The organism is Lactobacillus sp. (assembly GCF_051893255.1).
Classification (GTDB): Bacteria; Bacillota; Bacilli; order Lactobacillales; family Lactobacillaceae; genus Lactobacillus.
Genome location: NZ_JBJFHB010000075.1, coordinates 57,186 through 80,962 on the forward strand (window position 1 = coordinate 57,186; position 23,777 = coordinate 80,962).

The 23,777-nt window shown below is 47.6% G+C and carries 18 protein-coding genes and 1 other RNA gene; 4 read left to right on the plus strand and 15 right to left on the minus strand.

The window, feature by feature from the left end; translation table 11 throughout:
• Positions 1–18: 18 nt before the first annotated feature.
• Positions 19–1,191, plus strand: coding sequence for a phosphoglycerate dehydrogenase (locus ACI4WN_RS07230; protein WP_439777604.1), 1,173 nt, complete (start codon positions 19–21; stop codon positions 1,189–1,191).
• Between the two features lie 58 nt (positions 1,192–1,249).
• Here ACI4WN_RS07230 and ACI4WN_RS07235 read toward each other — a convergent pair whose 3' ends face one another.
• A complete protein-coding gene (locus ACI4WN_RS07235; protein WP_439777605.1) occupies positions 1,250–2,128 on the minus strand; it encodes a DegV family protein in 879 nt (292 codons plus the stop codon).
• Between the two features lie 188 nt (positions 2,129–2,316).
• Between ACI4WN_RS07235 and ACI4WN_RS07240 the strand changes: the two genes are divergently transcribed.
• The gene (locus tag ACI4WN_RS07240; RefSeq protein WP_439777606.1) at positions 2,317–4,008 is read left to right on the plus strand and encodes an Rqc2 family fibronectin-binding protein; all 1,692 of its coding nucleotides are present in this window, start codon (positions 2,317–2,319) and stop codon (positions 4,006–4,008) included.
• Between the two features lie 93 nt (positions 4,009–4,101).
• Here the strand turns inward: ACI4WN_RS07240 and ACI4WN_RS07245 are convergent, their stop codons facing one another.
• From ACI4WN_RS07245 to ACI4WN_RS07310, 14 genes are all read right to left on the minus strand, one after another.
• Positions 4,102–6,966, minus strand: a complete 2,865-nt coding sequence (locus tag ACI4WN_RS07245) for an immunoglobulin-like domain-containing protein (protein ID WP_439777607.1) — start codon at positions 6,964–6,966, stop codon at positions 4,102–4,104.
• A gap of 58 nt (positions 6,967–7,024) precedes the next feature.
• Entirely contained in the window at positions 7,025–8,368 is a 1,344-nt protein-coding gene (locus ACI4WN_RS07250) for a PFL family protein (protein WP_439777608.1), read from the minus strand.
• Positions 8,368–8,649, minus strand: coding sequence for an ACT domain-containing protein (locus ACI4WN_RS07255; RefSeq protein ID WP_439777609.1), 282 nt, complete (start codon positions 8,647–8,649; stop codon positions 8,368–8,370). Before ACI4WN_RS07255 ends, ACI4WN_RS07250 begins: the two co-directional genes overlap by 1 nt.
• A gap of 135 nt (positions 8,650–8,784) precedes the next feature.
• Entirely contained in the window at positions 8,785–11,970 is a 3,186-nt protein-coding gene (locus ACI4WN_RS07260; protein ID WP_439777610.1) for a carbamoyl phosphate synthase large subunit, read from the minus strand.
• Positions 11,970–13,025: a carbamoyl phosphate synthase small subunit gene (locus ACI4WN_RS07265; RefSeq protein ID WP_439777611.1), complete on the minus strand. Its 1,056-nt coding sequence runs from the start codon at positions 13,023–13,025 to the stop codon at positions 11,970–11,972. Before ACI4WN_RS07265 ends, ACI4WN_RS07260 begins: the two co-directional genes overlap by 1 nt.
• 3 nt (positions 13,026–13,028) lie before the next feature.
• Positions 13,029–13,937, minus strand: coding sequence for an RluA family pseudouridine synthase (locus ACI4WN_RS07270; protein ID WP_439777612.1), 909 nt, complete (start codon positions 13,935–13,937; stop codon positions 13,029–13,031).
• Positions 13,938–13,939: 2 nt separating this feature from the next.
• The gene (lspA, locus tag ACI4WN_RS07275) at positions 13,940–14,392 is read right to left on the minus strand and encodes a signal peptidase II (protein ID WP_439777613.1); all 453 of its coding nucleotides are present in this window, start codon (positions 14,390–14,392) and stop codon (positions 13,940–13,942) included.
• An 11-nt stretch (positions 14,393–14,403) separates the two neighbouring features.
• Complete coding sequence (locus ACI4WN_RS07280) at positions 14,404–16,083, minus strand: formate--tetrahydrofolate ligase (RefSeq protein ID WP_439777614.1); 1,680 nt, start codon at positions 16,081–16,083, stop codon at positions 14,404–14,406.
• On the minus strand, positions 16,076–16,432 hold the full coding sequence (locus ACI4WN_RS07285) for a hypothetical protein (protein ID WP_439777615.1): 357 nt from the start codon (positions 16,430–16,432) through the stop codon (positions 16,076–16,078). The genes ACI4WN_RS07280 and ACI4WN_RS07285 overlap by 8 nt, the downstream gene beginning before the upstream one ends.
• A 154-nt stretch (positions 16,433–16,586) precedes the next feature.
• Positions 16,587–17,813: a metallophosphoesterase family protein gene (locus ACI4WN_RS07290; protein ID WP_439777616.1), complete on the minus strand. Its 1,227-nt coding sequence runs from the start codon at positions 17,811–17,813 to the stop codon at positions 16,587–16,589.
• A gap of 40 nt (positions 17,814–17,853) precedes the next feature.
• Positions 17,854–18,978 carry a THUMP domain-containing class I SAM-dependent RNA methyltransferase gene (locus ACI4WN_RS07295; RefSeq protein WP_439777617.1) on the minus strand — a complete coding sequence of 375 codons (1,125 nt, stop codon included), beginning with the start codon at positions 18,976–18,978 and terminating at the stop codon, positions 17,854–17,856.
• Positions 18,979–19,097: 119 nt separating this feature from the next.
• Positions 19,098–19,457, minus strand: an RNA gene (gene rnpB, locus ACI4WN_RS07300) — RNase P RNA component class B.
• A gap of 29 nt (positions 19,458–19,486) precedes the next feature.
• A complete protein-coding gene (locus ACI4WN_RS07305; protein WP_439777618.1) occupies positions 19,487–19,966 on the minus strand; it encodes a DivIVA domain-containing protein in 480 nt (159 codons plus the stop codon).
• Positions 19,967–20,041: 75 nt separating this feature from the next.
• Positions 20,042–20,605 carry a DUF1273 domain-containing protein gene (locus ACI4WN_RS07310; protein WP_439777619.1) on the minus strand — a complete coding sequence of 188 codons (564 nt, stop codon included), beginning with the start codon at positions 20,603–20,605 and terminating at the stop codon, positions 20,042–20,044.
• Between the two features lie 134 nt (positions 20,606–20,739).
• Between ACI4WN_RS07310 and recU the strand changes: the two genes are divergently transcribed.
• Positions 20,740–21,351, plus strand: a complete 612-nt coding sequence (gene recU / locus ACI4WN_RS07315; protein WP_439777620.1) for a Holliday junction resolvase RecU — start codon at positions 20,740–20,742, stop codon at positions 21,349–21,351.
• Positions 21,352–21,353: 2 nt separating this feature from the next.
• A complete protein-coding gene (locus tag ACI4WN_RS07320) occupies positions 21,354–23,678 on the plus strand; it encodes a PBP1A family penicillin-binding protein (protein WP_439777621.1) in 2,325 nt (774 codons plus the stop codon).
• The last annotated feature ends 99 nt before the right edge of the window (positions 23,679–23,777 follow it).

Below are 23,777 nucleotides of genomic sequence, written 5' to 3' on the forward strand. Positions count from 1 at the left end.
GAAAACGAGGATTAGAACATGTACCAAATTAAGACTTACAACGCCATTGCCAAGCAAGGTTTAGCCGAATTCGGCGACAATTACCGCATCAACCAAACTGACGAAGCTGACGCCTACCTGATTAGATCAGTCGACCTCCACGACCATGAATTTCCAAAGGCCCTGAAGGCCATCGCTCGCTGCGGCGCCGGCTTTAACAACATCCCCTTGGACAAGGCCCTAGAAAACGGGACCGTTGTCTTCAATACTCCCGGCGGCAACGCCAATGCCGTTAAGGAACTGGTTATTGCGACCATGATCATTGCCAGCCGGAACATTATTGCTGCGGCTAACTGGTCAGCCCAAGCCGCTCCAGGCGCCGACATTACCTTGAGAACAGAAAAGGAAAAGACCAGCTTCAACGGGACGGAACTCTTGGGCAAGACGGTTGCGGTTATCGGCTTAGGTCACGTTGGCTCCCTCGTTGCCAACGCCTGCCTGGATCTGGGGATGAAAGTTGTGGGCTATGACCCATACCTCACCGTTGACGCTGCCTGGAGACTGTCAGACAAGATCAAGCGGGCTGATAGCATCGCTGACGCGGTAAAGGACGCTGACTTTGTGACCGTCCACGTGCCAAAGAACGAAGAAACCACTGGCTTGATTGCTGACGCTAAGATCGCTCAAATGAAGCCAAGCACGATTTTGCTGAACTACTCACGCTTGGGCATCGTCGACAACAAGGCGGTTGTGGAAGCCTTGGATGAAGGACGCCTGGGCAAGTATTACACCGACTTCAGCGATGCCGTGATCTTGAACCGCGACGACGTGGTCATCATGCCCCACATCGGCGGGTCAACCATTGAAGCGGAAATCAACTGTGCCCGGATGGCCGCTAGAGAAACGATCGAATTTTTGGAAACGGGGAACATCAAGAACTCAGTCAACCTGCCTGACGTTCAAGCTCCCTTTGACAGCGACCATCGCATTACCCTGATCCACCAAAACATTCCAAACATGATCGGGCAGATCTCAACCTACTTGGCCGGCCAAGACATCAACATCGAAAACCTGGTCAACAAGGCTAAGGGCAAGTACGCCTACACCATGATCGACATCGATGAGATTGACCATGACAAGCAAAAAGAAGTAGTCGAGAACCTGGAAAAGATTCCAGCCGTGACCCGGGTCCGCTTTTTGAACCACAAGTAAATTTGGATTCTAAGAAAAAATCGCAAAGAAAAAGAAGCTCATTAGAGCTTCTTTTTTATTAGAATTCCAGCTGCTCTGAGTCGATCATCCAGGTAATCCCCAGAGATTTTTCGCCAAGATATGCGGCAACCACTGGGTCAAATTCATCCATTTCGTAAACTGCGTTTGGCAATTCCGCTTTGATGTCATTTAAAACGTCCTCGGCTTGCTTGGCGTCATTTGATTGGATGATCAAGATCCGCATCTTTTCTTCAGGGATGCCGCAGGTCTTCATCTTGTCGATGGATTCGCCTTCAATCTTCTTGACTGCCCGCTTCATGGACCGCACCTTGTCATAAGCCACGATGTCTGGCCCATCAAAGGTCAAAAGTGGCTTGATGTTCAAGATGGAGCCAATAAAGGCAGCAGCATTAGATAGACGACCGCCACGGCTCAAGTTATTTAAGTCGTCAACGACAAAGAGTTCATCGATCGTGTCTCGCACTTCTTCGACCTTGGCTACGATCTCTTCTGGGGTGTAAGTGCCTTTTTCAATCATTCTTGCCGCCGTCAAAACCTGGTAGCCCATCAGACGAATGGTGATCTTGGAGTCAATTGGGTACAGGTGGTAGTCAGGATTGCTTTGAGCGATGCCCATCAAGGTATTGTAGGAGCCAGAAATCCCGCTAGACAGGCAGATGTAGATGATGGCTTCGTAGCCTTCACCCTTTAAGCGGTCAAAAGTTGTGATCAAGTCGCCCATCTTTGGCTGAGAAGTGGATGGGAAGCCGGCCCCGTTACGCTGGGTTTCAAACAGCTTCTCGGAATCGATGTCGATCCCTTCTAAGTATTCCTTCCCGTCGATGTAGATGGGAATTGGTAAAACGTTAATGTTATATTTTTCAGTTTCTTCTTTAGACAGGTTAGCTGTACTATCAGTAACTAAAGCGATTTTCATTGCTAGTCCTTCCGTCTTTTATTGTCAATAAGAAAATTATAACATATGAGGCAAGAAGAAACTAATCAAAACTAAGGTTCTCTATACACGTATAGGAATGAGTGTGCGAAGGCAGTGGATTTCTAGACGCTTTCAGTAATTTTTGTTAAAATTATTCTTTAGACAATTATGCAAGTGAGGTGCTGCAAATGGCCTTTGACGGCTTATTTATTCATAGCTTATTAACAGATTTATCAGACCAGCTCATTGAGGGACGACTTTCCAAGATTTACCAGCCTTTTAATAGCGACCTGGTCTTAGTTTTTAGAAAAAAACGCAAGAACCAGCAACTTCTGATTTCGGCAAATCCGGAATATCCCCGCCTCTACCTCACCAAAGAATCCTTTTCAAACCCAGACGTGGCGCCTTTGTTTGTGATGGTGCTGAGAAAATACTTGGAAGGATCTGTCTTAAAAGGGATCAGCCAAGTTGGCCTCTCCCGGATCGTCAACTTTTCTTTTTCTAACCGAAATGAACTGGGGGATGAAATGGACCTGGTTTTGTCGGTTGAACTGATGGGGCGGCACTCCAACGTCATCCTCTATGACGCCGGCAGCGGCAAGATCATTGACCTCTTAAAGCGGATCAACCCCGACGAAAACCGGGCAAGATTGCTTTTGCCTAAGGCCAAGTATGAACTGCCGCCGCTGACGCCGGGCATCAATGGTTTTACCTTGACGGAAAAGGAATTTGACCAGCTCAAGGAAAAGTATCCAGAACCAGCTGCTTTTGCCAAGGAAATGGATGGTTTGGACGGGGATGACCGGAAGGAACTGACTGGCTACCTGGAGGACGACTATTCTTATGAGTCTTTCAAGACTTTTTACAGCCATTTTGACCGGCCTAAGGCTTACGTGCTGCTCACGCCCAAGCACAAGCGGCGGATCTATACCTACCTCCCCTACCACCTGGACATGACCCTGGAGAGCTCTGACAGCGACTTAAACAAGGCTCTAGATGACTTTTATTCCTACCAGGCTAACCGAGACTGGGTCAAGCAGCGGTCCCAGCAGGTTGAGCGCGTGGTTAAAAATGAGACCAAAAAGCTGTCGAAAAAGCTGAAGAAGCTGGAAAAACAGTTAGACAGCGCCGAAAATTCGGAAGACCTCAGAATCAGCGGTGAACTCCTGACAGCCTACCTCAACCAAGTTAAGCCAGGGATGGAAAAGATCGACCTGCCTAACTACTATGAAGAAAACAAGCCGATGACCATCAAACTGGATCCTGCGCTTTCGCCTCAAAGAAACGCTCAAAAGTACTTCAAGCGCTACAAGAAGATGCGGGATTCAATCAAGCACGTCAACGAGCAGATCGAGATTACGGAAGCAACCTTGCACTACCTGGATTCGGTGCAAACCGAAATTGACAATGCCGAGCCAGAAGACGTTGAAGCTATCAAGGAAGAATTGATCGCCCAAGGTTACCTGAAGCCAGAGCAAAAGCGGCGCAGACGTCCGAAATTGACCGAAAAGAGTCTGCACAAGTTCAAGCTGACCTCCGGCAAGACGGTTTTGGTTGGGAAAAACAACCTGCAAAACGACTGGCTGACCTTGAAGAAGGCGGACAAGAACTACTACTGGTTCCATGTTAAAAATATTCCAGGTTCTCACTGCATTTTGGAAGATCCTAATCCAACAGAGAGTGACATCCAAGAAGCAGCTGAGATCGCAGCCTACTTCTCTAAAGCCAAGAACTCAGCCCATGTGCCAGTTGACTACATTCAAGTCAAGCGGATCAAAAAGCCTAACGGCGCCAAGCCTGGCTTTGTCATCTACACTGGCCAAAAGTCGATTGAGGTGACGCCAGAAGCCGAGGAGATTATGGCGAAAAAGGCTAAGTAGGCTGTTAGCGGATTTCCGCGTACTTTTACAATCAGAGATATGTATGCAAAAAAGAGTAAGCAACTCATTTGAGTGCTTACCCTTTTTGCTTGGTTACTTCACTTTAACTGACTTGATCTTTGACCAGGCAGCGTAGTATGTCTTGTTTGAAACTTTCTTAAAAGTCCGAACTTGAACATAGTACTTCTTCTTAGACTTCAACTTCTTAGCTGAGTACTTAAGAGACTTAACGTTGTGGGCTTTCGCGGTGTTGAGGTTCTTCTTGTAAGTGTAACGAACTTGATAACCACTTGCCCCCTTTGCCTTCTTCCAAGTTACGACAAAGGACTTTTTGCCGGACTTTAGCTTAAGAATAAAAGTTGGTGCTACAGAAATCTTTTTAGACTTCTTAGTCTTTACTTTCTTAGATTTTGGTTTGGTTGCCTTAGGCTTCTTACCTGGCTTAGTACTCTTGGAACTCGACTTTGTTACCTTGACAGCTAAGTTGATAGTAATTGATTCATACTTAGAACTATCGGGGTTGTAGATTGCCTTATAAGCTTGTGTACCGATGGTCTTAAGAACTGTATTCCCGTTCACCCACTTGTATCCTGCTGGAAGTTTAAGACTGGATAATTTAGCCCCTGACTTAGCATTCAAAGTCTTCACTGTAGGAGGAACTGGCTTAGCCTTTGCAACAGTAACAGTAATCTTGATATTCTTTACCGCATTGTACTTAGAAGAATCTGGATCATACGTTGCAATGTAGGTAGCCTGACCGACCTTGTCCAAGGTAGCATTAGGATTGTCCCACTTGAAACCAGATGGCAATGACACGCTAGAAAGTCTAGTGCCGTATGTACCTTTCAACCCAGTTGGAGTGGTGTAACTTGTGTTGGCTTTAGCTACGTCAACAGTGATCTTGATATTCTTTACCGCATTGTACTTAGAAGAATCTGGATCATACGTTGCAGTGTAGGTAGCTTGACCAACCTTGTCCAAAGTTGTGTCAGGATTGTCCCACTTGAAACCAGATGGCAATGAGATGCTGGAAAGCTTAGATCCATAAGTACTTTTCAAACCGCTAGGAGTTTTATAGTTTGGTGTAGACTTTTCAACTACTACGGACACTTTCTTAGTAGTGGTTGCACCATCTTTGTCAGTTACCGAGAATACAACACTATAATTCCCTGGTTTTTCAGTATTAACGTCACTACTATCAATTTTAATTTTTGATGTTAAGTCGCCGTCTTCTTTATCTGTTGCTGAAGCGTAATCTTTAAAATTAATCTTATCACCAACATGCACCTTAATATCACTAGATTTGATAACTGGCTTTGCATCAGTTTTACCATCTTTTCCAGTAACATATTGTTCTGATGGAATATTATATTCAATAGTGTTCCCAAAGACAGTTACAAACTTCAAGGTTAATTTGTCAGCATCACCGACATCGAGGTCCTTAATGACAAACTTACCATTTTCTAGTGGTGTAATCTTATGATCGTTTAAATATGCATCTGCTATGTTTGCATATACGCCTTTTAGGTTAAGCTTCCCATCAATAATTTTTACAGGAGTACCATCAGTGATTTGGTAGGGAATATTCTCAACCGGGTAAGTTTGAGCGATAAAATTACTAATGCTAGTGTTTCCTGACAAAATAACCTGTCCGTTGGATAAGTTACTGAACCAATATCCACCAATTGTCATATTTAAGAAGTAAAGACTATCAGCAGAAACCGAATTAGCATACAACCCACCTAATACGTAGATTTTTCCAGATACTTTTACATTGTTAAAATGGACTATTGCATTTGGAGCAATGTAAACATCGCCATCAATGGAAGTATTAGAAACCGTCTCATTTTTTGTGTAGATTGTTACACCTTTAAGATCAGGAATATTGTCATATGATGGATCGGAGTAAACAAACAAGGAGCAGTCATTTGGAATTTCACCAAAGCCAATATTACCAAGATCATCAATAATATCAGATACCGATATGCTATATTTCCCGTTTGCAAAAGAATCATCTACCTTTAAGTCTCCCTCAAAGGTATTTGCGTCCTTTTTGGTCATATGGACATATTTGAAATTTGATCCATTTAGCAACTGAAGCGTTAGTTCTTTGGTACCAGTTTGATCACTTACTTTTGCTGCAAAATGAACCGTATCACCAGGTTTTGCTTCTTTTTTATTTATGGTTATTGACTCAACCTTTGGTCCCTCATGGTCATCTGTTCCACCAGTGATATTTAAATTTCCAAAATCTCCGACACCATAGCCAATATTACCAAGGTCATCAGTAACGTCAGATACCGATATGTTATATTCCCCGTTCGCGAAAGAATCGTCTACTTTTAAGTCTCCCTCAAAGGTATTTGCGTCCTTTTTGGTCATATGGACATATTTGAAATTTGATCCATTTAGCAACTGAAGCGTTAGTTCTTTGGTACCAGTTTGATCACTTACTTTTGCTGCAAAATGAACCGTATCACCAGGTTTTGCTTCTTTTTTATTTATGGTTATTGACTCAACCTTTGGTCCCTCATGGTCATCTGTTCCACCAGTGATATTTAAATTTCCAAAATCTCCAACACCAAAGCCAATATTACCAAGGTCATCAGTAACGTCAGATACCGATATATTATATTTCCCATTCGCGAAAGAATCGTCTACTTTTAGGTCTCCCTCAAAGGTATTTGCGTCCTTTTTGGTCATATGGATATATTTGAAATTTGATCCATTTAGCAACTGAAGCGTTAGTTCTTTGGTACCAGTTTGATCACTTACTTTTGCTACAAAATGAACCGTATCACCAGGTTTTGCTTCTTTTTTATCTGTGGTTATCGATTCAACCTTCGGCCCCTCATGATCATCCGTAGCTTGAACTTTATTTACTGAGACGCCAAATAATCCGGCGGACATCAAGGCAATTGATGCAAGCCGAATTACTCGCTTATTTTTTCTCTTCATCTTTCTATTTCCTTACTTTTACTCTTTTCTTCCTAACACATATTTATTACATCATCTACTAGTTCTTGAAGCTGTGAACTGGAGCAGGAATCCGGCCGCCGCGGTTAATCATAGCCGCACTTGATTCCTTGTGTACTGGCATGATTGGGGCGTAACCAAAGAGGCCACCGAATTCGATGGAGTCGCCCACGTCCTTGCCTGGCACTGGGATGACCCGGACGGCAGTCGTCTTGTTGTTGATCATCCCGATGGCTGCTTCGTCAGCAATCATACCACTGATGGTTTCAGCCGGCGTATCGCCAGGAACAGCGATCATGTCCAAACCGACTGAGCAAACAGCAGTCATGGCTTCCAGCTTGTCAACGGTCAAGATGCCCTTTTCTGCTGCGGCAATCATGCCGGCATCTTCTGATTCAGGGATAAAGGCACCTGACAAACCGCCAACATGGGAGCAAGCCATGATCCCGCCCTTTTTAACGGCGTCGTTGAGCATGGCTAAAGCTGCAGTCGTCCCGTGGGTCCCAACGCTTTCCAAGCCAATTTCTTCCAAGATGTTGGCCACAGAGTCGCCTTGAGCTGGGGTTGGGGCCAAGGACAAGTCGACAATCCCGAAGTCAACGCCAAGCCGCTTAGAAGCTTCTTGCCCAACCAGTTGCCCCATTCGGGTAACCTTAAAGGCGGTCTGCTTGATGGTTTCGGCGACCACGTCCATGGATTCGCCCTTCACCTTTTCCAGCGCCTTCTTAACGACGCCTGGGCCAGAAACGCCGACGTTTAAGGCAACGTCTGCTTCGCCAACGCCATGGAAACCGCCCGCCATAAATGGGTTGTCTTCCACCGCGTTGCAGAAGATCACCAGGTTGCCGTTGTTAAGTGGATCAATTTTTTCGTTTTCGATAACGATTTGACCCATTTCCTTGACAGCATCCATGTTGATCCCACTCCGAGTTGAACCAACGTTAACGCTGGAGCAAACCCGTTCCGTAGCCTTCAAGGCTTCTGGAATAGATTTGATCAGCACCCGGTCGCCATTTTGGTAGCCCTTGTGGACCAAGGCAGAGAAACCGCCGATTAAGTCGATGCCGACCGCCTTAGCCGCCTTGTCCAGGGTAACCGCGTACTTGACATAGTCGCTGTCGCCAGAAGCAGCCGCAATCAAGGAAATTGGCGTTACCGTAATCCGCTTGTTGGCAATCGGAATCCCGTACTCAGTTTCCAGGTCCTTGGCCACCTTAACCAGGTTTTCAGCCTTCGTCGTGATCTTGTCGTAAATCTTTTGGCAAGCCTTGTCGCTGTCTGAATCAATACAATCAAGCAAGGAAATCCCCATCGTGGTCGTCCGCAGGTCGAGGTTTTCGTTGTCGATCATATTGACCGTTTCCATAATTCGCCGTAAGTCCATTATTCCAGGCCTCCGCTCAGTTCGTGCATGGCTGCGTACATCTTTTCGTTCCGGATGTTGATTTCAACGCCTAACTTTTTGCCCAGGTCCGTAAGTTCGTTGCTTAAAGCCGTGAAGTCGGCGTCATCTGGCACGTCCACCACCATCATCATGGTGAAGTAGCCGTTCAAAATGGTTTGTGACAGGTCCAGGATGTTAATTTCCTTTTCTGCCAAAAAGCCGCTCACGCCAGCCACGATCCCAGTCTTGTCTTGGCCAACCGTTGTCAAAATCGCTCTCATTTGGAGCCCTCCTAGTAAAAAATCTCACTAATCAAAAACTAGTTTATTTAATTATCGGCACTTGATTAATCTTAAATAAGATAATCAGGCTTTTAATAATAAAAAGTTAATCTGACAAATTCAGTATACCATACTCTAAATTGGCTGAGTAGTCAGGGCCAAGGATTCTAAGACATCCAGGATCAATTGGACCGTTTCCAGACTAGAAAAGACTGGAATGTGAGTATTGAGCGCCTGGTCCTTGATCTTGATCGAGTCTTCTACCGCGGAATCTGACAGGTTGACCACATTGACCACCATCACGATCCGGTGGGATCTGATTCTTTCCAAAAGGTTTCTCGAACCTTCCTGGATCTTGGCGATGACGCCAGTGGTAATGCCGGCTTCGGCCAGAATATTGGCCGTCCCTTCCGTTGCCGTAATCTTGAAGCCTAAGCGAGCAAAGCGCTTGGCCAAATTAGCAACTTCATTCTTTTCCTCGTCAGAAACGGAGAAGAAGATGGTACCATAGCTTGGAATATGAAGGTCGCTGGCCTCATAGCCCTTGTAAAGAGCTTTAGCCAGCTGCTTGTCCCTGCCCATCACCGCGTCAAAGGACTTCATCTTGGAGTCGAAGGTGTTGTCAGAGCTGTAGTTAAGGTAAGAGAAAACCGGCATCTTGACATGGATCAGCTCATCAACTGGCCAAACCTCGTTTGGATAGCCTAAATCCTTGATCTGTTGCCCGGCCAATACCTTCACTGCATACTTGACCAGGTCCTTTTTCATCGACTTGGACAAGAAGGCCAGGTTGTGCCCAGCGTAGGTCTTAATCTGCAGGAGGTAGATCTCGTTATCTCTAATTAAGAAGTGCAGGTTAAAAATCCCCCGGATCTTGAAGGAGCGAATCAGCTTGATTGTTTCTTCTTTGAGCTTTTCACCCTGCTTTTTGGCCAGATATTGCGGGCCAAAAACAGCAATCGAGTCAGAAGCATGCGACCCCGATTGCTCCAGGTGCTCGACAATCCCCGGGATGGTCACGTCCGTGCCATCGGTGATGGCGGTGATTTCGTACTTGGTCCCCGTGATAAACTGCGAAATCGTGAAGTGGTCCACCTGGTTTTCCCGGTAGTACTTTTCTAAGGCTGGCAGGTCATAAACGACCGCGGCCTTTTGCTTGTTCTTTTGGTGGTAGCCCCCTACCAAAACGGGGTAGCCCACTTTTTCCGCAAAGCTTAAGACCGCCTGGTAGTCGCTGCTGGCCAGGTATGGCACCCTTTTAACATCAGAAACCTTGCTGGTATCCAGGTGACTGATTGGCAAAAGCTTGGAGATGTCATGCTGGCCAAAAATCTTCAGCCCGTGACTCATCAAAGGCACTCTTAAGGCCGAAACCTGTTTGCCTGAGAATTGGGTAACAACATCCGTAATCCTCTCTTCTTCGCAGATGGTGATGATGGAGTCCAGGTTGATCGGTTCAAAGTAGACCCGGTCGACTAAAGAATAGTCCATCGAGGCGGACTCGTCGTTGTTGGACAAAAGCACCGTCTCGTAGCCTTCTTCTTTTAAGGCTTCCAGGGCATGATAGAGCATGTAGTCAAATTCGCTGGTGACAGATACCTGAAAAGGCGGCATCCCCAAAACCAAAACTTTTTTCTTAGCCTGGTCCAGCTTGAGCTCGTTTTCCGTCCCGTAACCCTGGTAGTAGACCTTGACCTTGGGCTGGTAGACGCCAGCGCTGTTGTCAATGGCCAAAAAGCCTGGGTGAACCTGTTTCTCAGCTAAGAGCGGGAAGATGTCGTGAACGTCCATCTGGGTCAGTTTTGCCAGCAAGTCGCTGGAAAAGCCGCGGATCTTGGCCTTCATCAAGAGGTCATGGTCTAGCTCCTTGGCATGGGCAATATCATGAGCGATTTTTACCAGGTACTTCAGCTTTTGGAAGTAAACGGGGTGGATATTGAAGACGGCTGAAATTTTTTGATAGTCAATGTCTTCGCTTAATGCCGCCAGAAGCTGAATGAGGTGGAGCTCAGTTGGATGAGCCAAGTCATCCAGGATCTCCTCTTCGCTCTTGGATCGCTCTTTGATAAAAGCATTCCACATGACTTCCAGGTCGTTTGACGAAATCAGTGCCTTGAAAAAGGCACTCTCAAAGTTCCGCCCGATCCCGACGGCTTCCCCCGTGGACTGGGTTCTCTTGCCCAGTTGGTAGTGATTGTAGCCAGTTTTAGAGAAAGACCAGTAAGGAATCTTGATGCTGACGGCATCCCAAACTGGTTCAATCGCCGCACAGAGGTCAGTTGCTGGATCAGTGATCTCGTTTAAGTGGTAGCCAATCGCCACCTTGGCCAAGATGTAGCCGATTGAATACAGGCTGGTTTTTTGGTCAAAAATCGCCGTCTTGGTGATTCTCGCCTTAACCGCCAAGACCTTTCGGTGCATCTGCGCTTCGTGGTGGGAAATGGCAAAGTGCACGCTTAAAAAGCCGACCAGCTTGAGTGCTTCAGCAATCTGCCGGCAATCTTTGCGCAGGACCTGCATCTGGTCGTTGTTAACAGTTAACAGCGGCTTGATCAAAACCGAATCGCCGGAATCAATCCCGACTGGCTCTAAGGAGCCAGTGGCGCCGACAAAAGCGATGTTGCCCGCTTCGTCGCGAATCAAGTCAATGATGACTTCTTCGCAGCTCGACAAGTCTTCGCTCATCCGGTAGTCGCTTGAATGAAAGTCCTTGTCCTTAAATTCGCTGCGCAGGTACTTGGCCAGGTCAAAACTAGTCTTAAAGCTGATGTGCTGGTTGCGCTCAAAAAGGAATTTTTTAGTTAAGAGAATCGGGAAATCCAGCTTGTTATCCAGCTGCTCTTGCAGGTGCTCGTCATTTTTTAAGGCTAAGCCATCCAAGGTCCAGCTTTGACTGATTGGCAAGTGGTGGTTAGCCAAAAAATGGGCCCGCTTTTGCGGGTTGGCCATAGCGATGCCTAAGTCATTGGTCCCTAAAATCCGGATCCCCATCTGGTGCAAGATTCCGTCCGCTTGCAGTTTTTTCGTCACGTTTAAGGCAGTGAGTGACCCAAAGGCTGTCATGATGGCATCGGGCTCTTCCATCCGCAAGATCCGCTTCAAAAAGTCCAGGGTCATGGGCTCTAGGTAAACCGTTAAGCCTGGCACCGGATCGGTGGAAACGCTGGCCGGATTGGGGTTGACCAGGACCACTTGGATATTTTCCTCGATCAGTGCCTGGATGGCGCTCTTGGTCAAGAGGTCGGTATTGGCCACGTTGCCAGCAAGGGAAGAGCCTGATCCAATAATCAAAATTTTGTTTAATTCATTTTCGCGAGGCATTACTTCACCAGTTTCAGAAAATCATCAAAAATCAGTCGTCCATCTAAAGCGCCAGGTGCCCCTTCCGGGTTAAAGGCTACCGCCATCAGCTTCAGCTTTTCGTTGGTAAAGCCGGCTAAGAGCTCGGTATGGAGGTCAAAATATTCTTCGTTAAAAGTCAGCTGGGCATCATCAGGCAAGACCAGTTGGCCAATATTCATGGCCGTTTGCCAGATCTGCCCTTCTGTTTGACTGATCACCGGGAAGTTGGTCCCATTTTGGTATTGAGGCAAATCGACCAGGGTCATGTCCAGATAGTCCGCGATCGCCAAAAAGCCCAGGCCAATTCCCAAAATCGGCAATTTGCCCAAGTAGGCGTCCAGGATCTTGCGCAAATAGCGCATGACTTCTTGCGTTTGGCCAGGGCCGTTGGAGACGATGATCCCGTCTGGCCGCAGGCTCTTTAAGTCCCGGACTTCGGCGTTATAAGGCAAGACGTTTGCGTTAACCTGCCTTAAGGACAATTCTCTGAGCATGGTGTGCTTGAGGCCAAGGTCAATGACAGCGATCGTCTTGCCCACGTTTGGCGCCGCATAGGCGTTTTTGGTCGAGACCAGGGCACTCTTATTTTTGGGCAAAACCAAAGCCCGAATCTGGTCAAAAGCGTGAGCGTCATCGGTATCCATGATCGAGGCCTTGATGGACCCCTGCTTTTGCAGTTTCCGGACCAGGGCCCGGGTGTCCACGTTGAAAATCGCTGGTACGCCCTTTTCTTTTAAAAAGTCCGCCAAAGACTGGAAGTTGTCATTATCCGTGATGTTTAAGGCTACGTCATTAGCAATGACGCCCTTCACGCTGGGCTGCATGCTTTCGTAATCCACCGCGTTGATCCCGTTTGAGCCGATCATCGGTGTCGTAAAAACAATGATCTTGCCAGCGTTGGCGGGATCAGTCAGGACTTCCTGATAGCCGTAGTTGCTGGTTTGGACGGCTAATTCGCCGGTCGCCGTGATGGCGGCCCCGATGCCGTCGCCCTTATAAGAGGACCCGTCCTCCAAAATTAAGTAACGTTTCATTCTCTACTTCATCTTCTCCCGCAAGCTGGCCACCGTTTTTTGAAAAATTTCTGGCGGCTCAACTGAAAATTCCAGCCACTGACCAGTGGTCGGCTGCTCAAAGCCCAGGGTTTGGGCATGCAAAAATTGACCATGGCCTGGCAGGGTCTTTCTGGGCCCATATAAGGGATCGCCGGCTAAGGGATGGCCGATATAGGCCATGTGCACCCGGATTTGGTGGGTGCGGCCGGTTTCCAGCTGACACTCAATCAGGCTGTAGCCCGGATATTGCTCTAAAACCTTAAAGTGGGTTACGGCATTCTTACCATTTTCAACCACAGCCATTTGCTTGCGGTCACGGGGATTGCGGCCAATTGGGGCATCAATAGTCCCGCCTTTTTCGGCAAAATTGCCGTGGACAATAGCCAGGTAGATTCGCTTATTGGACTTTTGCGCTAGCTGGGCTTCTAGGGACTCTCTTGCCTTGGCATTTTTGGCCACCATCAGCAGGCCTGACGTATCCTTGTCAATCCGGTGGACGATGCCTGGCCGGAAACCTTCCGGACTATCCGCCAAATCCCGGGTATGGTAAAGCAGGGCATTCACCAGCGTGTGGTTAGGATGTCCTGCTGCGGGGTGGACGACCATGCCTTGGGGCTTGTTGACCACAATGACGTCGTCGTCCTCATATACGATATCTAAGGGAATATTTTCAGGTTCCAGGTCTAGGGGTTCTAGTGGCAAAATGTTGACTTCGATTTGGTCACCAGTTTCCACCTTGTAAGAGACCTTAGCTCTTTTGCCATTGACTAAGACTTGACCCTCTTGAGCCAGGTCCTTGATCCGGCTGCGAGATAAGTCAATCCGCTCTGCCAGGTACTTGTCTAGGCGCAAGCCAGCCTGGTCAACGGTCAGCTCAACTTTTTCTGCCATCCCTAATCCTCCCTTTCGATGAATAGCAAGTAACAAAAGATTAGCACAACGCCCACGGTAATGGCGGAGTCGGCCAAGTTGAAAATGTTAAACTGCACGAAGTCCAGCTGAATCATATCGATCACGTACTTCAGGTGCAGGCGGTCGATCAGGTTGCCGATGATCCCGCCCAAGGTAAAGATCAAGCCGGTCTTAAACATCCAGTGACTGTATTTCTTGTTAAAGTAAAAATACAAAACCACGGCAATGGCGATCAGGCTGATCACGTAAAAAAGCCACATTTGCCCAGACAAAACGTTCCAAGCGGCACCATTGTTCTTCACGTAAGTGAAAGAAAAAAGCCCCGGCATGACGTCATGCACTTCGCCAATCTGATAGTTGGTGGCGATATAATACTTTAACCCTTGGTCAGCAGCCGCAATTAAGGCCGCAATTACTAATCCAATTACTTGCATATTCCTCTTTTCTAGAACAAACCGCTGATCTTCCCGGTTTCGTCCACATCAATATCCAGGGCTGCTGGGTGTTTTGGCAAGCCTGGCATGTCTAAAATATGGCCGGTTGAAACGACGACGAAGCCCGCACCGTTACGCAGGCTGAGGCTCTTGACGTGCAAGGTGAAGTCAGTTGGTGCGCCAAGTTCCTTAGCGTTGTCGCTAAAGCTGTATTGAGTCTTGGCAATGATAACTGGCAAACGGTCCTTGCCCATCTTTTGCAGCTTGTCTAAGTCGCGCTTAGCCTTATCGCTGTATTCAACATCGGCAGCATGGTAAATCCGCTTAGCAACCTTTTCAATCTTGGTTACTAAGTCATCATCTTCATTATAGCTTGAAACGAGCTCGTAGTCGCTATTGTCAGCCAATTCGACGATTTTTTCTGCAGCAGCCTTGGCACCCTTTGAACCGTCGTCGTGGGCAGTGACGATTTCTACTGGGAAGCCTTGAGCTTCAATCATGGACTTGAGCAGGTCCAGTTCAGCTTCGGTGTCGGTTGGGAATTTGTTGATGACTACCAAAACTGGGATTTGGTATGAACGAACATTGTTCATGTGGCGGTCAAGGTTGGCAAAGCCTTCCTTGAGAGATTCTAAGTTTTCTTCCTTCAAGTGGTCGGTTGACTTTTCAGCTTGGTACTTGAGGGCCCGGACAGTAGCCACAACAACAGCAGCGTCTGGCTTCTTTTCTAGTTTAGTTGACACGAAGTCCAGGAACTTTTGCCCGCCAAGGTCTGAGCCAAAGCCGGCTTCACTCAATACGTAGTCGCTGAGGTGCAGGGCCAAGTTGGTTGAGATGATGGAGTTGTTGCCGTGGGCGATGTTGGCAAAAGGACCGCCGTGCACAAAGGCTGGGGTGTGTTCCAAAGTTTGCACCAGGTTTGGCTTCAAAGCCGTTGACAAAAGGGCGGCAATAGCGCCTTGGAAGCCCAAATCCTTAACGTAAACTGGTTCATCGTCGTAAGTGTAGCCTACCAAGATCTTGCTGATTCTTTCCTTGAGGTCCAGGATGTCCTTGGACAAGCAAAGGATAGCCATCAGTTCGTGGCCAACCGTCAATTGGAAGCTGGCTGGGCGTTCAACCCCGTTAAACTTGGAGCCTTGGCCAATGGTGATCTTGCGCAGGGTCCGGTCGTTAACGTCCAAGCCGCGCTTAATTACGATCTTTTCTGGATCCAGGCCAAGTTCGTTGCCTTGGTAGATGTAGTTGTCAACTAAGGCTGACAGGTTGTCGATGGCAGAAGTCAAGGCGTGCATGTCACCGGTAAAGTGGAGGTTGATGTCTTCCATTGGGATCACTTGAGCGTAGCCGCCGCCAGCAGCCCCGCCCTTCATGCCAAAGACCGGGCCCATGGATGGTTCTCTTAAGGCGATCACAGTCTTTTTGCCGAGCTGGTTGTTGATGGCATCCCCGATCCCGATGGTCATCGTGGACTTGCCTTCACCGGCTGGAGTTGGGGAAATAGAAGTTACCAAGATCAGCTTGCCCAAGTGGCCGTTTTCTTCGCTTCTCTTGATGGCCTGCCAATTGACTTTGGCCTTGTCCTTGCCATATGCTTCTAAATCGTCTGAATTAAGGTCAAGCTTTGCACCAATTTCGGTAATTGGCAATTCCTTAGCTTCTTGTGCAATTTCAATGTCAGTCTTAACCATTCTTGTCACGCTTTCTACTGATAACCAGATAATCTAAACTGTGATGCCGCGAAATCTTGGCCCGGTAAACGGCAAAGCATTTCCAGCTGCCGACCAGGCTAGGTTTCTTTTCTAGAACAATCGCCCTTCTAAATGGCAAGTGGAGCTCCATTTTCTCGCCCAAAGAGACATAAGAAGTCAGCCATGTATAAATCAGCAACATCCCAAAGAGAACGAAAGTAATGATCATCGGCAAGTTGACGTACTGGCTCCCTTCCAGGCAAAAAATGATTGCCAAGAACAAAAGGCAGAAGAACCAACTGTAGTAGATTACTCCCAAATTCCCCAAAAAGACTAAATGCTTCTTCATGAAAAACTCCTTGTACTAGATAAGACTGATTATAACAAATACCGAGACAAATTCCGACAATTACGAAAAATATTCTTTAATTATCTTGAAATCGTTCGGCTATTTTAACAGATTCTGATTTTTGTTAAAAAATCCAAAAAAATCGATCGGATTTTCACCAACTAAGTGTTAGCTCTTGACTGGATTCCTGACTTTCAGTCAAAGAATTTAAATACCAGCGCAGATTTGGCCCCATTTGGATCAATTTCTGATATGGGGCAGACTTTTTTAAAGCTGCCAACTCTGCTGGCGTCAGATTTCCCTGCCCAGTGAAAAAGTTCCAGTGGAGCTTTTTAAGCAGTGCAACCGCCTCTTGCCCTTCTTCAGTCCCATCAAAAGTCAAAAAGTGATCCATCAATTGGTCATTGGCTCCGTCAAAGACTTTTTCCAAATAGGAATGAAAATTATTAAAGGGATAAGCCTTCTTCTCTTGCTCAGTCAGATAATTGTCGATGTCAAAAGAATAGCGCTGATAGTCAAGCTGCTTATTGTCCAATTTAACTATGCCGTAGCCCTGGTCGGTTTCAGCAAAACAGGAGCTGACGATTTCTGGAATGGCAACCTGCTTGGCCATGATGTGCTGGGCATGGATGTGACCAGAAAATGCACAGCGAACGGGGTACTTTTTTAAAAGAGCCAACAGCTCAGCGGCATTGTTCAGTTTAAAGCCGTCATGGACCACCGAATTATGGTCATAGAGGTTGTGGTGCATGAAAAAGAGCATCTCTTGGCCCGCTTGTTGCCCAGTCTCTAGCTCTTGCGTCAGCCAGGCCCGCTCGCTATCGGTCATGTTTCCGCTAGTGATGGGGTGACCATAGGACTCCTGGTGGCCATAGATATTGGAATCAAGGCACAGTAGGCGCCAGTGCGGGTTTAAGTTGACTGCAAATGACAGCGAATTTGGATCGGTGCTAGCTGCCAGATCGTAAGTAGCAGAAAAAATCTCGCGCCAATCGCTAGGGCTAATTTGATCCACCCGGTATTCCTTATCAGCCTCAAACCGCCTAGCCCAGCCGTCAAAAATGTCGTGGTTGCCGGGGATGGCAATGAGAGCGACACCGGCATCCTTGAGCGGCGCCAAATGCTCCGCAAACTTTTTGGCAGATGCTTTGGCCCCGTTAAAGGTTAAATCGCCCGTGATCACGACGGCATCTGGCTTTTCCTTGACGACTTTTCTAACAAATGCCATCAGCGCCGTTTCTTGATAGGCAATGTCCTTCCCCGCACTCGTTGCCCGCATTTGCTCAAAGCGGGGGCCAAAGTCGTGCAGGCTGTCTGCGATTAAATGCGGATCTGACAAGAGCCAAAATTCAGGACTGACCTTATCTGTGATTACTTTCATCTTTATTTGTCGATCTTTTTGATTATTTTGTCTTTTAGTACTAGTTCCACTTAGCCCAGTATTGGTAGAAGATTACCGGCAAGTTACCGTTGAAGAACTTCCGCTTCTTGTTGGCCTTTTTTCCGTAAAAGTCTTCAAACTTTTGGTCCGCCGTCAGGTAGTACTGGCTAAAACTAGATAGCGGCTTCAAGACTTCGCCCATTTGTTCATAGAGGGCTTCTGCACCCTGCTGGTCCTTTAGCCGCTTACCGTATGGCGGGTTAGACACGATCACGCCATTAGTCAGGTCGGTCTTAAAGTCCTTGACGGCAACTTGCTTAAAGCGGATGTCTTGCAAAACGCCAGCGTTATGGGCGTTCAGCTTGGCCACTTCCAAGATGGACTGGTCGATGTCACTGGCCCAGATTGGGGCTTCCGCCGGTTTTTGCAAGGACTTGGCTTCTTCTACCAAGTTTTGGTGGATTTTTTGGTCAAACCAGTCAAACTTGTCAAAAGAAAAGTCGCGCTTAAGACCTGGCGCAATATTTTTGGCAATCATAGCCGCTTCAATTGGCAAGGTGCCGGACCCGCACATGGGATCAATGAAGGGGTGAGTGCCGTCATAGATGGTCAGCTTGATCAAGGATGCCGCAAAGTTTTCCTTCAAAGGCGCGCCCCCGTGCTCAATCCGGTAGCCGCGCTTAAACAAACTATCGCCGGTCGTGTCCAAAGACAATCTGGCCTTATCTTGGTAGATGTGGATGTCCAGCTGGTAGAGCGTCCCATTTTCTGGCAAGACGCCCCGTCTTCTGTACTGGTCAGACATCTTGTCGACGATCGCCTTCTTCACGATCCGCTGCACGTCAGGCTCAGAGTGCAATTTGCTGCGGACGCTGCGGCCCTTAACCGGGAAAGCAGCGTCGGGCGGCAAGAGCATGGCCCAGTCGTAGGCGTAAGTTTCATCGTAAAGGGTGGTGAAGTCGGTTGCCTTAAATTCCTTTAAGAGGATCTTGATCCGGTCGGCAGTTCTCAGCCATAAGTTGCAGCGAGCAATGTCTTCTTGCGTTCCTTCAAAAAAGACCCGCCCCTTCTCCGTTCTGGTTTCATAGCCCAAGGCGTGGAGTTCTTTGGCTACGACATCTTCAAAGCCTGACCCCATGGTTGCGTATAATTGGTATTTTTCCATGTTCTTTCGTCTTTCTTTTACTAGTAACTAAATTTTTTCTTGCTTTACAGAATGGCTCTTTTGTCAAATCAATAAAAAAAGTTGGGCTTCCAAAGAAGTCCAACTCTAGCCATGCAAATTTCTATAAGCCACGTTCTGTTCCGCTGGCGCTCGGCTAAGCGACAGCTTCAGCAGCCATCTATCTCTACAGATGTAGTCCAACTTTTAGTTCATTTACCTAAGTTGAGACGCCCCTACCAAATTTTTGGGTTGCACGCTCGCAGGGTTTACCTCGTTCCACCAGGTCGGTTTCCCGCCTGCTTCGTCACTGTGGCACTTCCAGGATATTCGCGCATGGCCAAAGGCTTTAGCGTTTTCTCCGCCGTGAAGCTAAGCTTCCTCCAGCTTATTGGGCTGAATACGATCACTACGGGCATCGCAGCCCGTGCGTGCGTGGACTTTCCTCAGCTAGCAAAAGCTAGCCGCGACTGCTCAAAATCTGCAACGTTATTTATTATAGCAAACTTTTCTACTTTTGTAAGTCCTGAATTCCATAAACTCTTTGTTCCAGGTTGTAGACTTTGCGTTCCAGAGTGGACAATCTTTGAATGATCGCCATGTTGGTGGAAATTTCACCGCTGCTAGTGCTGGAATCAAGTGAAAAGTCCGCTCTTTGCCTTTGTGAGCTTGGAACGTATGTCTTTACGTCTTCTTCTTTAGGCTCAGTCGTTGCAGAAGCCGGAACTGCGGGAGCGGCAGGTGCTGGAATTTCAACTGTCTTTTCAGCAGGCTGCTCCTTAGTTTCCTTCTTCGCTTGAATTACTTCGCCTTGCAATTCGCCAATTCTGCCGTAGAGATCTTCGATAATGTCTTGGAAGGTCTCATAGTCAGCAATGATTTGATCAAGATAAGAATCAACCTCATCTGGATCATAACCCTTGACCTTGCTTCTGAATTGCTTCTTTAAAATATCCTGTGCGGATAGCTTAATATCGTTTAAATCTGCCATTAACTTCTAGACTCCTTTGTACTACAGTAATTTTACCAAAAAGGGGACTACTAGAAAAGAAAGAATGTATAAAATTTACCACTCACGCAAGGATTCTTCATAATCCCGCCCGGCTTGCTCCAGGTCGTAGTAGTCAATTAAATCTAGTTGGTAGTCGCTTTTGCCCTGGTCTAGATAGTGCTGAACCATTTCATAATCGTATTTGGACTTGCCCGGGTATTCGGGATCATAGATCATCAGGGCCTGGTCAGTGTGGTTAAACATAAACTGCTGGTACTCCCTAAGCTGCCCAGCCCCGCTGTAGCCACCCATTGAAGTCGCTGAACAAAAGTCGGCATTGGCTTTCAAGTTGTTGAGCTTGGCTTGGTTGTTTTCGCTCCAGCGGGAGCCAAAATCCATATAAGGCAGCATGACGGCCACGCGCAGGTTGTATTTTTCCCGAAGCTCAATGGCCACTTCCGCGCTCCACTGCTCAACGCCGAGTTGCCCGCCCGTAATTACCCAGTCAAGCTGGTCTTCTTCTAGCATGGCGGTCAGCCGCTGCCTTAAAGCATACTTGATCACGGTGATTTTGGGGTCCTTGTCGCCAAAAGTCCCCAGTTCATAGCTCCGGTAACCGGTAATCCAAAGTCTTCTCATCTTTTCTTTTTCACCTCATCACTTGTAGTTTGCTCCACTTTTTTCTCTAACTAGATAATTGTAGCATGCTAAAAACAAAAGAATTAGTTTTATGCGCCCATTATTGTTATAATGACATTCAGGAGTGATCAATTATGATTAAATACCCAACTGGCTCCGGGGCGTCTTTAGCTGACTTTCAGAAAAAGCAGCCAGTTTCGCCCAAGGAGGTCAGTTTCTCTGACCGGGGGATGACTTTGGAGCAGCAGATCAACGAATCCAACCAGTTTTACCTGACCCAAAAGATGGCTGTTGTCCACAAAAAGCCAACCCCGATTCAAATCGTCAAAGTCGATTATCCCAAACGGTCACGCGCCGTCATCCGCGAAGCCTACTTCCGGCAGGCTTCAACGACTGACTACAATGGCGTTTACCGCGGCTACTACCTGGACTTTGAGGCCAAGGAAACGAAAAACAAGAAGTCTTTTCCTTTAAAGAACTTCCATGAGCACCAACTCGTTCACCTGGAGAATTGCCTCGACCAAGGCGGCATCTGCTTTGCCATTATTGGCTTTATGACCCTGGGACGCTACTTTGTTACCCCAGCCTCTTTTGTCATCGATGCTTGGCATGAATGGAAAAATGGCGCTAAGAGCTCCATGGCCTTAAGCGATATTGTCAAGAGCTCAATCGAAATCAAGAGTGGCTACCGGCCAACCCTGCCCTACCTTGAGGCGGTTGACCAACTAATTGCAGATAGGAAGTAACTATGGCAACAAACAATTCAAAGCAAAAGAACACCCGCATGTCGCGGCGCCGCGCTAGCGAAAAGCAGAGCAAGGCAAGACCTGTTATCAAGATCATTAAATGGTGCTTTTTGATCGTTTTCTTGCTGATCGTTACCGGCGTTGGCGTTTTTGCCTACTATGCTAAAGATGCGCCAAGCATCAGCACCTCCCAGCTGCAAAGCGGAGGTTCTTCCAGCTTTTACACCAGCGATGGCAAATTCCTCATGTCTTTGGGGACAGAAACCAGAGTTTATGTTAAAAGCAAGAACATACCGCAAGAGCTGAAAGATGCGGTTGTTTCCATCGAAGACAAGCGCTTTTACTCTGAAAGCCTGGGGGTTGACCCAGCCAGAATCTTGTCTTCATTCTTGACCAACGTGAAGAGTTCCAGTACCGTGGCCGGTGGTTCCACCATCACCCAGCAGCTGGTCAAATTGACCGTCTTTTCAACGGCGGCTTCTCAAAGAACCTTGTCCAGAAAGGCCCAAGAAGCTTGGCTGGCCATGAAGGTCGAAAGAGAATATTCTAAGGACCAAATCTTAGAGTTCTACATTAACAAGGTATACATGAACTATGGGACCTACGGGATGGGGACGGCAGCCAACTATTACTACGGCAAGTCTTTAAAGCAGCTGGACCTAGCCCAGCTGGCCTTATTGGCCGGGATGCCCAACGCACCAGTTGCTTATAACCCATACCTCTACCCAAAGAAGGCAACCTACCGGCGGAACCTGGTCTTAAAGGCGATGTACGACAACAAGAAGATTACCAAGGCTCAGTATCTCAAAGCTAAGGCGGAAAACGTGCAAAAAGGCCTGAAAACGCACAAGACTTCTACTGAATCTAAGCTCCGCAAGATTGACGACGCCTACATCAAGGAAGCCATCGCTGAAGTTCAGGCAAATGGCTACGATCCTTATAATGACAACTTAAAGATCACCTTGAACATCAACCAAAAGGCCCAAAACAAGCTTTACTCTTTGGCAAATTCTGGCTCTGTTGCCTTTTCAAGCAAAAAGATGCAGGTCGGGGCTACGGTCATTGAGCCAAGTACTGGTAAGGTGATCGCCATCTTAGGTGGCCGCCACCTGCCTTCGGTCCAGCTGGGGCTTGACCGGGCCGTCCAAACCGGCCGGTCAACAGGTTCGACGATCAAGCCAGTTTTAGACTACGCGCCAGCCATCGAATACCTTAACTGGGGGACTAGCCACATCGTCCAAGATACCAAGTACACCTACCCGGGGACCAATGTCCAGCTCTATGACTGGGACAACACCTACATGGGCTCGATGAGCATGCGCTACGCTCTGGTTCAATCTCGGAACGTTCCAGCGGTCCGTACCTTGAACGAAGTCGGAATTTCCCGCGCTTCCCTTTTTGCCAGAAAAATGGGCGTCAAGGTCAGCGCCAATGCTGGCTTGTCAACGGCGATCGGGGCTAACGCCTCTAGCCTGCAGATGGCTTCAGCCTACGGCACCTTTGCCACCATGGGGGTCTACCACAAGCCGCACTTTGTTTCAAAGCTCGTCACGGCAGACGGCCAAGTTCGCAAGTACGGCTCATCTGGTACCCGGGTGATGAAGAAGTCAACGGCCTACATGATCACCGACATGCTGAAAGGCGTTCTTTCTAGCGGTACCGGTACAGAAGCCAAGATCTCTGGCATCTATGCAGCCGGCAAGACTGGTACGGTTAAGTATTCAGACGATGAACTGGTTAAGTACCCAAGCTACAGCTCAACGCCAAAAGATTCCTGGTTCGTTGGCTACACCAAGCAGTACTCCATCGGGGTCTGGACCGGCTATGACAACCTAAAGGACGGGACAATCACCGGCGTTGGCCAATATTCGGCCCAGCTCCTTTACAAGTACATGATGCAGTACCTGATGCAGGATCAGACCAGCACCGACTGGACCAAGCCGTCAACCGTTGTTAAAAAGCGGATCGTGAAGAATACTGAAGATGAAGTGGCCTCACCTGGCCAATCCTACACTTGGGAGCTCTTTGTTAAGGGACATGCTCCAACTGATGCTGACTATGTTTCATCCAGCACGTCGACTTCAACGTCAACGAGCACGGTGACGACTAGCTCAAGTTCAAGCAAGGCCTCTAGCTCATCTAAGTCTTCATCCTCTTCTAAGAGCTCATCGGCCTCTAGTTCTAGTTCATCTAGCTCCAGCTCGCAATCTTCATCCAGTCAAGCTTCGAGCTCGTCAGCCGCTTCATCTTCTAGCGTCAGTCAAAAGACCAATGAGAATAACGGCAATAACGAGAACAACAATAACGATGAAAAGAAGACGCAATAGTCTTGATTCAAGAATTTAGGCAAAAAGAAAAGTCCGCGAAAGCGCAATGTCATTAAGTTAAGGCATTGATTTTGAGCGGGGAACCGCTTTGAGACACTC